At 47.2% G+C, this 13,864-nt stretch carries 7 protein-coding genes; all 7 read left to right on the top strand.

Annotated features, from left to right (window positions below; all coding sequences use genetic code 11):
* The first annotated feature begins 371 nt into the window (after nucleotides 1-371).
* Nucleotides 372-1,694, top strand: coding sequence for an ABC transporter substrate-binding protein (locus tag H8K32_RS09775; RefSeq protein WP_343067969.1), 1,323 nt, complete (start codon nucleotides 372-374; stop codon nucleotides 1,692-1,694).
* Between the two features lie 10 nt (nucleotides 1,695-1,704).
* Nucleotides 1,705-2,418 carry a response regulator gene (locus H8K32_RS09770; protein ID WP_186912314.1) on the top strand — a complete coding sequence of 238 codons (714 nt, stop codon included), beginning with the start codon at nucleotides 1,705-1,707 and terminating at the stop codon, nucleotides 2,416-2,418.
* On the top strand, nucleotides 2,411-3,880 hold the full coding sequence (locus H8K32_RS09765; protein ID WP_186912313.1) for a sensor histidine kinase: 1,470 nt from the start codon (nucleotides 2,411-2,413) through the stop codon (nucleotides 3,878-3,880). Before H8K32_RS09770 ends, H8K32_RS09765 begins: the two co-directional genes overlap by 8 nt.
* A 486-nt stretch (nucleotides 3,881-4,366) precedes the next feature.
* Nucleotides 4,367-7,951 carry an indolepyruvate ferredoxin oxidoreductase family protein gene (locus H8K32_RS09760; protein ID WP_186912312.1) on the top strand — a complete coding sequence of 1,195 codons (3,585 nt, stop codon included), beginning with the start codon at nucleotides 4,367-4,369 and terminating at the stop codon, nucleotides 7,949-7,951.
* A 304-nt stretch (nucleotides 7,952-8,255) separates the two neighbouring features.
* Nucleotides 8,256-11,546 (top strand): fused isobutyryl-CoA mutase/GTPase IcmF, encoded by a 3,291-nt coding sequence (gene icmF, locus H8K32_RS09755; RefSeq protein ID WP_186912311.1) that lies wholly within the window; start codon nucleotides 8,256-8,258, stop codon nucleotides 11,544-11,546.
* Nucleotides 11,547-12,054: 508 nt separating this feature from the next.
* The gene (locus tag H8K32_RS09750; protein ID WP_186912310.1) at nucleotides 12,055-12,666 is read left to right on the top strand and encodes a DUF6680 family protein; all 612 of its coding nucleotides are present in this window, start codon (nucleotides 12,055-12,057) and stop codon (nucleotides 12,664-12,666) included.
* 244 nt (nucleotides 12,667-12,910) lie between these two features.
* Entirely contained in the window at nucleotides 12,911-13,765 is an 855-nt protein-coding gene (locus tag H8K32_RS09745) for a DMT family transporter (RefSeq protein WP_186912309.1), read from the top strand.
* Nucleotides 13,766-13,864: the final 99 nt, after the last annotated feature.

The raw sequence follows: 13,864 nt of genomic DNA, 5'->3' as shown, positions 1-13,864 counted from the left end.
TTTCTTGCTTTGAGCTTGTTTTTTTATTGCATGTCGTTTGACAGCGATCGGACAGTAACACCGCTATGAATGTGATTTCAACATCACGGGCTGACGATGAGGCTTGAATGTTAAGGTATTGATTTATAAGGATTTTGTATTTTTTTATTTTTTGACGGCCTTACGTTTCCTTACATAAGTCCTGCGAAAATTTTTAAATCAAATGGACTTTCACAGAGGTGCAAGTGAAATCAGGCTATTGTGAGTAGAATCATAAAAACTCATAAAAACTTACGTTTCTTTACAAATAGCTAGCGTTCATTACGGTGGTAATGCCACTTTGGTCTTCAGTTGGGCTATAGTGTTCGCCGAGACAAGGAAGGACCCCTCAGGTGCAAAAAGAAAAAAAAATATTCTTGCCCTATGCGGAATTTGCCGATGAAGCACAGCCAGACACACAAAAATATCTCGTCTATCTCGTTTATACGGGACTATTTTTGCTCGCTACTCTTCTATTGATGGCAAATGCGCAAGCTCAGACCGTGCAGGTGCTGCATTGGTGGACATCCACCAGTGAAGAAAAAGCGATTGCAAGTTTGTCCGGGCGTATGGCACAAGAAAATATCGTTTGGAAAAATGCTGTGATTCCCAGTGGATCAGGGATAGGTGCTGGCATCGTTTTGAAAAGCCGCATGCTGGCCGGTGACGCGCCGGAAGTGGCACAACTCAATGGCGTAATCATTTCTGAATGGGCGGATCTTGGTTTATTGCAGGAATTAGATCCTGTCGCCAGTAGTGGAAAATGGGAAAAGTCACTGTTTCCAACAGTGTGGCGTCTGATACAGCCAAAAGGCCACCCGGTTGCTGTGCCGCTAGGAATTCATCGCATTAATACCTTGTTTTACAACCGTAAAATTTTCGCCAAATTCGATCTCAGTCCGCCGTCGAACTGGGATGAATTTGATGCGCTTGCCAAGAAGCTGCAACAAGCGGGTATTACGCCGCTGGCGCAAAGTTCTGAGCCGTGGCAGCTTGCTACTTTATTTGAAACCCTGGTTTTGTCAGAATCCGACGCTAACTTTTATCGCGACGCCTTTGTGAAGAAAAGCTCGCAAGCCTTTGTTGATCCGCGCTTTGGTCGTGCCTTGAGTCGTTTGCGAAGTCTGAAAAAATATATGCCTGCTCCCTTAACTGAACGCACATGGATTGCTACCACTCGTATGTTGGCCGATGGCGATGCGGCGATGCTGGTGATGGGGGATTGGGCGAAAGGTGAACTGAACTCCTGGGGTATCGCCACCGACATTGGGTTTTCATGTGCCGCCGTACCCAATACTGCGAATTACCACTTATACGATATTGATACGCTGGTCATGTTAGATAAGGGCGCGGCAGCTCGCAGTGCTCAGGAAAAAATCGCCCAGATTGCAGTTTCACCAGTGGTGCAAACTGAATACAATCAGATCAAGGGTTCGATCCCGGTATTACGCAATCCCGAACTGAACAAAATGGATAGCTGCTCGCAAACTTCATGGAAGATATTTTCGCGCGGTAGCGCAGTACAAGTACCTAGTCTGGCACACCGCATGGCGACCGACGAAATATCAAAAGATGCCATCATCGCGGAAATCATGCGTTTCTTCTCGAACGACAGCTTGTCTGTCAGTGATACACAAAAACGGCTGGCAGCGATTTCCCGTACTCTACCAAAATGAAAATCTGGATATGACACGCAAGATACTTATCGTCGATGACGACCAAAAAACCCGTACTCTACTGAAAGCCTATCTCGAAAAGAATCAATACGAGGTCAGACTTGCACATAACGGGGAATCGTTTCTGGCGGAATTTCAGCGTTATGTTGATGAACTGTCGATGGTGATACTTGACGTGATGTTGCCTGATACTGATGGTTTTGCTTTATGTAAAATCGTGCGCCAACGTTCAAATATTCCCATCATTATGCTGACCGCCAGCTCCGACGAAACAGATCGCGTGGTTGGTTTGGAATTGGGGGCTGATGATTACATTGGCAAGCCATATAGTCCGCGTGAATTGTTAGCGCGTATCAAGGCGATCCACCGACGCATGGGTACCGAAAGCAATGCGCCACCGCGCTTCTATCGCTTTAATGGATTTACCCTGGATGCTGTCGAACGCACGGTGGTCAATGCTGAATCTGAAATTGTTCCATTGACCGGACTGGACTTTCAGTTGCTGAAATATTTTGTAGAGCACCCGGGCGATATCCTCGATCGCGGGATTTTGTGCGAAGAAACCCGTGGACGTGATTCAGGTCCGCTGGATCGGTCATTAGACGTGCAGATTAGTCGCTTACGTCTACGTTTAAATGATGATGGTAAGCAGCCATTCATTATCAAAACGGTGCGCGGTGCTGGCTACGTTTTTTCTGCTGATGTCAGTGTGTCCAATGTCTGATCAAATCCGCCAGCGTTCATGGACGCAGCGCATTTTGCCCTCTTCTCTGCTTGGGCGTTTGTCCGTCGTCATGGTCGCCGGGGTGATGCTGACGCAATTTGTTGGCAATGCGTTCTGGGCGGCGCAAATGCGCAAAGAGTCGCAGATAGAAGTGACGGAGTCATCGCAGCATTTAGCGCAAAGTGCTGCGAGCACGATTCGCTTTTTTATGAGCCCGCCGCCAAATTTCCGGTCGCTGATCATTCAACAATTTCGTGAAATGGGTGGCACCCGTTTTTACGTCAATTTAAATAGCGCACCGATTACCATCAAGGATATTCCTGAGCAAGCGTTGACAGCACTCGCCAAAGAAAAATTTTCAGCGGCGCTCAAAAAAGTCCTGCCGAATATTTCAAAAACCCAGCTGAATTTTACCTGGCCTGATGATCTGGTCTTGTCAGAAGACGGTGCAGGGATTGGTGATGTACCTGACCGTTGGGTGCAGCATATTCTGGTCACCAAGCCAAATCCGGCACCGATATTGGTGTTGCAAGTCGAAATGGAACCTGGACATTGGTTATATCTGGCGACCTTGATGCCGAACCCATATTTTTTGGATAGCAATGATCCTTTATCTGGTGATCGCGTCGTTTTACAAGCCTTATCCTTAGCTGCGGTGTTGCTATTATCGATTTTGGTCGTGAGCTGGATTACCCGTCCTTTGGCCGCTTTATCAGAAGCTGCATCAGCATTCGGCAATGGTGAGTCCGCACCAGAATTGCCGGAAACCGGTAGCCGTGAATTTGTGAACACCGCACGCGCCTTCAGTGCCATGCGCGAACGCATCGCCCGCTACATTGAAGACCGTGAACGCTTATTTGTCTCGATTTCGCATGATTTGCGCACCCCGATTATGCGCTTGAAATTACGTGCTGAATTATTGGATGATGATGACATTCGTAGTGAGTTTCATGACGATCTGGATGAACTCGATATGATGGTCAAAGGCGCTTTGCAATGCGTGAAGGATAGCGACATTTACGAGAATCCGACTGAGATACGCTTAGACCCATTAATTGGTCGCATGGTGCGTGGCGTTGGTTTGGCCGGGCATCAAATATCGTTTCAAGAATCCGGTCTTTCCGTGTCCGCGAAACCATTGGCCTTAAAACGGGCGATAGGTAACTTGTTAAATAATGCGATTCATTATGGGAAGCAAGTCGAAATTTCGGCGATAGAAACAGAGTTTGCAATAGAAATTCAGATCCGTGATCACGGCCCTGGTGTTCCTGAGGAAGCTTTAGATCGATTGTTTGATCCTTACGTGAGGCTCGATCATGGCCGCCAGCAAAATCAAACGGGCCTTGGCCTGGGCTTAAGTATTGCGCGTGACATTGTGCAGGCGCATGGTGGCAAGTTGTTGTTGAGCAATGTAGTTGGTGGTGGGTTGTTGGCTTGCATACAATTGCCTAAGCACGGCTGATTTCATCGTTAGCTCTTCATAGGACTAGTTGCACCTGAGCACAACGGACAACATAGAATGACATGCCCCATCATTTTTCCTGATACCCCTATTTTTATTCCGTATTTTCCTAAAACCCTTTCCCGCTCTACACTGTATTCACAGCAGATTTCAAAGGAAGTCGAAGAAGCGCTGCAGCGAAATTTCGAAAGCTTCTTTTGATGTCTCTTTGATTCGGCCAACATCGATGGTGATGAACTTATCGCAATCTCCTAGGCAACCTGGACGAGTTTATTTGGGTAAATGTGATGCCAATGCAGTGGGGATGCAATAAGGTAGCGTCTTGCTATCGAATTTTGTGTCGAATTCGAATAAAATGGCTGCTATCTCAGCCAACGCAACGAGAACCTATACCCGATACCTCGCTATAGGTTACGAGCAAACTTGTGTCTTACCGGATGCAACGCATGTTCTTTGCGATCTAAATTACAAATTTTGGAGCCACACATGTCATCCGACACCAATCTGGAGTCTGCTGGACTCACGTCCACGTCTTCCTCTGCGCAAAACATTGCATCACCAGTCAGCGCAACCGAAAACACTACCCCTCAGCTACACGACGTCAAACTCGACGATAAATATACCTCCAATAGCGGTACGATTTTTTTATCCGGCATTCAGGCATTAGTGCGCTTGCCGATGATACAAAGACAACGTGATCTTGCTGCGGGTCTCAATACAGCTGGGTTTATATCCGGCTATCGCGGTTCGCCCTTGGGTGGTCTGGATGAAACATTGTGGAAAACCAAAAAATTACTCGAACAAAGCCATGTGCAATTTGTTCCTGGCGTCAATGAAGATTTAGCCGCCACCTCGGTCTGGGGTACCCAAACCGTTGATCTGATTGGCCCAGCCAAATACGACGGTGTGTTTGCGATGTGGTACGGCAAAGGCCCTGGTGTTGATCGTAGTGCCGACGTGTTCAAGCACATGAATCACGCGGGTACCGCCAAACACGGCGGTATTTTGTTAGTCGCCGGTGATGATCACGGTGCATACTCTTCGACATTACCGCATCAGTCCGACCATATTTTTTCTGCGTGCATGATCCCGATGTTGTACCCAGCCAATGTGCAGGAATACCTGGATCTCGGTTTGCACGCGTGGGCGATGTCCCGCTTCTCTGGTTGCGCCGTGGGCTTTAAAGCTCTGGCTGATACGGTTGAGTCCACTTCTTCTGTCGACGCAGATCCTTTCCGTCTGAAGATTACGATTCCAGAAGATTTTGTCATGCCTGAAGGCGGTTTGAATACGCGTTTGTCACTCGACACGCTCGGCATTCAGGCACGTAAGCAAGAAGCACTGATGCAGGATTATAAAATCTATGCAGCATTAGCTTATGCGCGCGCGAACAAACTCAATCACGTCACAATTGATAGCCCGAACGCTAAGCTCGGTATTGTGGCTTCGGGTAAGTCTTACTTAGATGTGTTGGAAGCATTAGAAGAACTCGGGATTGATGAAAAATTTGCCGCCGACATCGGCATTCGTCTATACAAAGTGTCGATGCCATGGCCTTTAGAGCCGGATGGCGTACGTGAATTTGCGCAGGGGCTAGACGAAATTCTGGTGGTGGAAGAGAAGCGCCAGATGGTTGAATACCAGCTCAAAGAACAACTCTACAACTGGCGCGATGACGTACGTCCACGCGTAATTGGCAAGTTTGACGAAAAAGGCGAATGGGTACATCCACGCGGTGAATGGTTGCTGACATCTAAAGCCGATTTCTCGGTCGCACAAATTGCTCGCGTGATTTCTTCACGTATTGCCCGCTTCCATACCAGCGATCTGATCAAAGCACGTCTGGCATTTTTGGAAGCCAAAGATGTGGTGCTGACCAAACAAGTCAATACACCGGCACGTCCCGCTTACTACTGCTCAGGTTGCCCACACAATACCTCAACCAAAGTACCAGAAGGTAGTCTGGCGTTGGCGGGTATTGGTTGCCACGTCATGGCGACAGCGATCTATCCTGAATTTAATAAGCTCACTACCCATATGGGCGGCGAAGGTGCACCGTGGATTGGTCAGGCGGCGTTCTCGACCTTACCGCATGTCTTCCAAAATCTGGGTGATGGCACGTATTTCCATTCTGGTTATCTGGCGATCCGCGCGGCAGTTGCTGCTAAGGTCAATATCACCTACAAGATTTTGTACAACGATGCGGTCGCCATGACCGGTGGTCAACCAGTGGACGGCATTATCAGCGTGCCAATGATGGCGCAACAAATGGCCGCCGAAGGTGTGAAGCGCATTGCGCTGGTGACCGAAGATTTATCTCGCTATTCCGATCGTTCTAATTTGCCAGAATTTTTGACTTTGCATGATCGTAAAGACATGGATGCGGTACAGCGCGAATTGCGTGAATTGCCAGGCTGCAGCGTCTTGATTTACGACCAGACTTGCGCCGCCGAAAAACGTCGCCGTCGTAAAAAAGGTGAATTCCCCGACCCAAATCAGCGCATGTTCATCAATGAAGCCGTGTGCGAAGGGTGTGGCGATTGTGGCGTGCAGTCCAACTGTACGTCCATCATGCCTGTAGAAACCGAATTCGGCCGCAAACGTAGCATTGATCAGTCCTCCTGCAACAAAGACTATTCTTGCGTCAAAGGTTTCTGCCCAAGTTTTGTTACGGTAGAAGGTGGCAAATTACGTAAATCTAAAACTGGCACCGCCAAAACTGATGATTTCGGCGCCTTGCCAGAGCCCGTCTTGCCAGCTTGTGCGACTTCTTACAATATTTTGCTCAATGGTATCGGTGGTACCGGCGTGATTACGGTTGGTGCTCTGTTGGGTATGGCGGCACATCTGGAAGGCAAGGGCGCATCCGTGCTTGATATGACGGGGATGTCGCAAAAAAATGGCTCGGTCACTTCGCATATCCGTATCGTCAATAACGGCAACAAATTACGTGCGCAGCGCATTGCGACCGGTGAAGCGGATCTGATTTTAGGTTGCGATATATTGACTGCCGGTGCGCATGATGCGATCTCCAAGATGCGCGCTGGCCGCACTCGTGCGGTGATCAACACGAATGAACAACCAACTGGCCCGTTCGCTAAAAATCCAGATTGGCAGTTCCCATTGGAATCGACCGAACATTTAATTTCTGAATCGGTCGGCGGCAACGTCGACTTTATCAATGCAACCAAAATTGCGACCGCCTTGATGGGTGATTCAATCGCAACCAATTTGTTCATGCTCGGTTTTGCGTATCAAAAAGGTGCGATTCCAGTCTCAGAAGCCGCGTTGTTACGAGCGATTGAACTCAATGGCGTAGCGATCGAATCGAATAAAAAAGCCTTCTTGTGGGGTCGTCGCGCTGCCTTTGATCTGGCACGCGTAGAAAAAATCGCGATTCCTGCTCAGGCAATGGTTGTCCAGATGCCACAGAGCCTCGACAGCGTCATCAAACGCCGCGTGGATTATCTGACCGCGTATCAAAACGCGACATATGCAGAGCAATACACGGCATTGGTCAATCGCGTGCGTGCTGCGGAAGCCACATTGGGCGTGGGCAACAAGTTGACCACGGCAGTGGCGAAGTATTACTTCAAACTCATGGCCTACAAGGATGAATACGAAGTCGCACGTTTGTACACGGATGGCCAATTCACTGAAAAGCTGAAACAGCAGTTTGAAGGGGATTTCAGCCTGAAATTCAATATCGCGCCACCGTTATTCTCGAAGAAAGATGCTCAAGGGCATCTGATCAAAGCGCAATATGGTTCCTGGGTCTGGCATGCATTTGGCATTCTCGCCAAGTTAAAAGGCTTGCGTGGTTCTAAGCTGGATGTTTTTGGCTATACAGAAGAGCGTAAAGCTGAGCGTGCGATGATTGTTGAATATCGGGCAACCATAGAGCAACTGCTGACGAATCTGAACGCCGATACGCTGGAAACTGCCATCGCGGTCGCCAATTTGCCAGAAAAAGTACGCGGTTTTGGCCATGTGAAAGAAAAAGCCATGCAAGCGTATCAGGCTGAAAAAGCAGCGTTGTTAAATAAACCAGCCAAACGCGCTGCGGCGTAAGACTTCGCTGTTGGGTTTTTGCTGGCCCTCTCCTATGATGGGAGAGGGTAGCAAGCCCCCAATAAAGCCACCGTAATACAAAATAAGCGTTAAAACTACAAATCGCTCAACCTATTATTTATGCGGCCTTCCAGACATTTTCACTCTGAGAGCATTGCTGGTATTAGGGGAAGCATATTTAAATATTCGTATTGACGTTTACGTTAACGTCATATAAGTTAGCTGATCAATTCGCTAGCAATAACCACCCGATGAAGCATATGTAGGCGTATGCTTTACCGAAAAATAGACTGTTGAGGAAGACATGACCGACCTGTCCGTAGCCCAAAATCTGACCGAATACAAACCAGCGAATAAGGTGCGTTTCGTCACCGCCGCTTCTCTGTTCGATGGCCATGACGCCTCGATTAACATCATGCGCCGTATTTTGATGGCGAATGGTGCAGAAGTGATCCATCTCGGCCACAACCGTTCCGTCGAAGAAATCGTTACCGCGGCGTTGCAAGAAGACGCGCAAGGTATCGCCATTTCCAGTTACCAGGGCGGCCACGTCGAGTACTTCAAATACATGATTGATCTGTTGAAGCAACGCGGCGGCGCACATATCAAAGTTTTTGGCGGTGGTGGTGGTGTGATCGTGCCTGAAGAAATTGCCGATCTGCATGCCTATGGCGTGACCCGTATTTTTAGCCCGGAAGATGGTCAGCGCATGGGGCTGGTCGGCATGATTTTGTCGATGATCCAGGCGTGCGATGTTGATCTGTCCACCTATGCCCCAACCAGCCTGAGTGTATTGCAAGAAGGCGATATCGCCGCCAAACACCGTCCATTAGCCCAACTGATTACGGCGCTGGAAAACGACAAAGTCTCTCCTGCCTTGCGTGCTGAGATCACCAAAGCCGCGGAACAAATTAAAATTCCGGCATTCGGTATCACCGGCACGGGTGGCGCTGGTAAATCCTCGTTGACCGATGAACTGATTCGCCGTATCCGTCTGGATCAAGATGACAACCTGAACATCGCGTTGATTTCGATTGATCCTTCACGTCGTAAATCTGGTGGTGCTTTGCTGGGTGACCGCATCCGTATGAATGCGATAAATCCATGGAAAGGCAATGTCAAAGTTTTCATGCGCTCGCTGGCAACCCGCGAAGCAGGTTCCGAAATTTCTCAAGCCTTACCTGACGTGATTGCCGCTTGCAAAGTAGCGGGTTTTGATCTGGTCATCGTTGAGACCTCTGGTATCGGTCAAGGTGACGCTGCGATTGTGCCGCACGTTGATGTATCGATGTATGTCATGACGCCGGAATTTGGTGCTGCATCCCAATTAGAAAAAATCGACATGCTCGATTTTGCTGATTTCGTTGCGATCAATAAATTCGATCGCAAAGGCGCTCAGGATGCCTTGCGCGACGTGGCGAAACAATATCAACGTAACCGCGAATTGTGGACTAAAAAGCCAGACGACATGCCAGTCTACGGCACGCAAGCTTCCCGTTTCAATGACGATGGCGTCACTGCCTTGTACCAGGGCTTGTTGCCTGCGCTGGCAGCACGCGGATTGAAAACCACCACCAGCAAATTGGCGCTGGTGGATGTCAAATTCTCCAGTGCAAAAAATGTGATCGTACCGCCAGCACGCAGCCGCTATCTGGCTGAGATTGCCGATACGGTACGCCATTATCACAAGCAAACTGGCAAACAAGTTAACCTCGCGCGCGAGCGTCAGCAACTGCAAGAAACCAAGCGCATGCTGAGCAAATCCGGCAAAGCCCAAGATGCATTCGGTTCCATCGATGAATTGATTACAGAGCGTGACGTTCACCTGAACGCCGAATCCAAACAACTCATCAACATGTGGCCTGACATGCAAGCCGCGTACGCTGGTGATGAATATGTCGTCAAAATCCGCGACAAAGAAATCCGCACTCGTTTAACGCAGCAAACTTTATCTGGCACCACGATTCGTAAAGTCGCATTGCCACGCTTTGTCGACCATGGCGAAATCCTGCGCTGGTTGTTGCTGGAAAATGTTCCAGGCTCGTTCCCATTCACCGCTGGTGTATTTGCGTTTAAACGCGAAGGCGAAGACCCAACCCGCATGTTTGCTGGTGAGGGTGACCCGTTCCGTACGAATCGTCGCTTCAAATTAGTGTCGCAAGGCATGGATGCGAAACGTCTGTCGACCGCGTTTGACTCTGTGACTTTGTACGGTGCTGATCCAGCGATCCGTCCAGATATCTACGGTAAAGTCGGTAACTCTGGCGTCTCCGTAGCGACTTTGGAAGACATGAAAGTCTTGTACGACGGTTTTGATTTGTGCGATCCGGCGACTTCCGTTTCCATGACCATCAATGGCCCGGCACCAACCATTCTGGCGTTCTTCATGAACACCGCGATTGATCAGCAAATGGAAAAATTCCGCGCTGATAACAAACGTGAGCCAACCGCCGATGAAGCTGCAAAAATCCGTGCATGGGTGTTGATGAATGTACGTGGTACCGTACAAGCCGATATTCTGAAAGAAGACCAAGGTCAGAATACCTGTATTTTCTCGACCGAATTCTCACTCAAAGTGATGGGTGATATTCAAGAATATTTCGTGCATCATCAAGTACGTAACTTCTACTCTGTATCGATTTCTGGTTATCATATTGCCGAAGCCGGAGCGAACCCGATTTCGCAATTGGCATTCACTTTGTCGAACGGCTTTACGTTTGTGGAAGCGTACCTCGCACGCGGTATGCATATCGATGATTTCGCCGCTAACTTATCGTTCTTTTTCAGTAACGGGATGGATCCAGAATACACCGTTCTTGGTCGGGTCGCCCGTCGTATCTGGGCGATTGCGATGCGCGATAAATACGGCGCCAATGATCGTAGTCAGAAGTTGAAATACCATATCCAAACTTCCGGCCGTTCTTTGCATGCGCAAGAAATTGATTTCAATGATATTCGCACCACATTGCAAGCATTGATCGCGATTTACGACAACTGCAACAGCTTGCATACCAATGCCTACGACGAAGCGATCACTACACCAACCGACGAATCTGTGCGTCGTGCATTGGCGATTCAGTTGATCATCAACCGCGAATGGGGTCTGGCGAAAAACGAAAATCCAATTCAAGGTAGCTTCATCATCGAAGAATTGACTGATCTGGTTGAAGAAGCCGTGATGCAAGAATTTGAACGCATCGCCGAACGTGGCGGCGTGTTAGGTGCGATGGAAACCGGCTACCAACGCGGTAAGATTCAAGAAGAATCCATGCACTACGAACATCTGAAACACGACGGCACTTTACCTATCATCGGCGTCAACACCTTCCGCAATCCTAAGGCGGGCGATACTCCACAGAAGATAGAATTGGCGCGTTCTACCGAGGAAGAAAAACAGTCGCAATTAACGCGCCTGGCTGACTTCCATCAACGCCACGCCGACGTGGCACCGCAAGCATTGGCGGCATTGCAGCAAGCGGCAATCAACAATGAAAACGTGTTCGCCAAACTGATGGACGCCGCCCGCGTGTGCTCATTGGGTCAAATCACGACAGCGTTGTTTGAAGTAGGTGGACAGTATCGTCGTAACATGTAACTGACCTGCTATTAAATTGAATTCGCGGGCGAGTCGCCGCATTGCCAATACTCGCCGTACCGACGTATTGCTGCGATTTTTGCCTTGCTCTGCATCACGCGAATTTAATTTTTTGGGATGTTATGTCTGGGGCACTTTGATTCTTTTTAGATCCTGGAATCTAGGGTCTAAAGAAATAAAAAAATCTCGGAACTTTGTCCGAGATTTTTTTAATAGCTACTCCTCTCTAAGAGTGATATTTCTCGGATGATGTGTCGAATATTGTTTTTGAACTGGACTACCTGCAAAATTGCTCAGAATTTTTTTGGACGGAATTGTTTGGGGCTAAAAATCGATATTTAAGACTTTCCGCGTTACTTTTTAAAAATATAGAACTAAAACTAATTGCCTTAATAATAGCCGTCAGATATATTTTCAAAAAATCAATTCAATTCTTTGTGAGATTAAGCAAATATTAAGTTGATCTTGCGCAATTGACCACTTAATTTAAGAAAACGAGAGATGTCAAATGTTATTCGATTGGTCTATAAAAATTACGGATATTGCAATCATTTTTTCTACACTGCTTGGTCCTATATTAGCAGTACAAGCACAAAAATGGATCGAGCGACGTGGTGAAAGGAAAGTTAGACAGATGCAAATATTTCGAGTCCTTATGGCAACTCGTGCATCAAGTTTATCAAGTGCTCATGTAGAAGCTCTAAATGCCGTCCCTATAGAATTTTATGGAGAAAAAAATATAGTCGAATCGTGGAAATTTTATTTGGATCATATGGCGAGTGATACAACATCTCCAACATGGCTCGACACAAGAGTCACGCTCTTAGTGGATATGTTGCACGGGATGGCATCGCACCTTGATTATTCATTCAACAAAGTAGAAATCAAGAATGAAATCTATTCACTTAAAAAACATGGTGATATTGAATCTGATCAAGACATAATTCGACGTGGATTGGCAATGTTATTAAGTGGTAAATTTGCTTTACCAATGGATATTAAAAGCCTACCTTTGAATGATGTCGCATTGAAGGAGCAAGATGACTTAAGGAAAGAATTGCTTAAGCTTCTCGGCGGGAAAATTTCATTAAATGTACAAGTGGAATCTAAACAAAATTAAATTTAAATTTTTGTTCACTTTGATATTTGAAAACGCTTAATATACATAGCCGCACATATCAAGTTTAATTGTCGCAGATTAAGTCTTTAGTAGTGATAGGATAGATGTTAGTTATGTAAGGCATGTGCAACTCCTCAATACGGTACAGATAACGTTTCACGTAGGTTGTACACGCTCAAAAAATATTTTGCATATATTATGATCAAAACGCCGCAATTCTGCGGCGTTTTGTTTTAAGGAGAACATGTTGCATTCAATGTGGATGGTGGTAGCAGGATTTTGTTTTGCTTTGATGGGCGTGTTGATTAAGCATGTGTCGGACAAACTGACGGTACCTGATGTCCTGTTTTATCGTTCTCTGATCAATCTGGTGATTGTCATTTTCTTGATGCGTCAACAACGTATTGCGTTCTCTACTCAAGTACCGCTATTACATGTGCGGCGTGCAATGATGGGTAATCTGGCGCTGGTATTTATGTTCTATGCGATAGCACATTTGCCTATCGCTACTGCGACCACACTGAACTACACCAATCCAATTTTTCTCGCCTTGCTGTCTATATTTTTGTTCAAAGAAAAACCGACCTGGCTGGTTTATGTCGCGGTGTTGATAGGGTTCGTTGGCATCGTCACGATATTGCGACCATCATTTTTACCAGATCAATATCTCGGTGGTTTGGCCGGCCTGACTAGTGGTCTGCTCACAGCCATCGCGTATTACAGCGTTGGTGTGCTAGTCCGCCGCGGTGAGTCAGAATTAAGAGTGGTTTTTTATTTCTCACTGACGGGTGTTGCATTAGGATTGGTATGGCTGCTCAGTACGCAATTTGCGTATGTTGATTTGGTAACCGTGCCTTACATCATTGGTTTTGGTGTCCTTGGGTCGCTAGGGCAGTTGTGTATGACCCGCGCCTACGGTTTAGGAAAGGCACTGACGACCAGTGCTTTGTCGTACACGACAGTGATTTTTTCTGCTTTGCTGTCGTGGTTGCTATTAAATGATACGCCTGCATTGAGTAGCGTGCTGGGAATCGTTTTAATCATCGTGGGTGGGGTGATGAGTATGGTTTTTAATTCGGATACGCGTCGAACTTCTTAGTAAAATAAATCCGCCAATTGAAATAAAAACAGCAAGAAACAACAACTCATATTGTTTTTGATTGAGAGTTTACTTATAGTCGTTGTCATAGAATTTGTC

Origin of the sequence: Cognatundibacterium jejuense (assembly GCF_014284255.1) — a bacterium.
GTDB classification, from domain to species: Bacteria; Pseudomonadota; Gammaproteobacteria; order Burkholderiales; family Burkholderiaceae_D; genus Undibacterium; species Undibacterium jejuense.
Note: the sequence above shows the minus strand (reverse complement) of the source record. Positions and strands in the feature narration are given on the sequence as shown.

What these genes read in the sequence shown, in the direction of transcription:
- H8K32_RS09770 (WP_186912314.1), top strand. Translation starts at nt 1,705, where the DNA reads ATGACACGCAAGATACTTATCGTCGATGACGACCAAAAAACCCGTACT.
- H8K32_RS09765 (WP_186912313.1), top strand. Translation starts at nt 2,411, where the DNA reads ATGTCTGATCAAATCCGCCAGCGTTCATGGACGCAGCGCATTTTGCCC.
- H8K32_RS09760 (WP_186912312.1), top strand. Translation starts at nt 4,367, where the DNA reads ATGTCATCCGACACCAATCTGGAGTCTGCTGGACTCACGTCCACGTCT.
- icmF (WP_186912311.1), top strand. Translation starts at nt 8,256, where the DNA reads ATGACCGACCTGTCCGTAGCCCAAAATCTGACCGAATACAAACCAGCG.
- H8K32_RS09750 (WP_186912310.1), top strand. Translation starts at nt 12,055, where the DNA reads ATGTTATTCGATTGGTCTATAAAAATTACGGATATTGCAATCATTTTT.
- H8K32_RS09745 (WP_186912309.1), top strand. Translation starts at nt 12,911, where the DNA reads ATGTTGCATTCAATGTGGATGGTGGTAGCAGGATTTTGTTTTGCTTTG.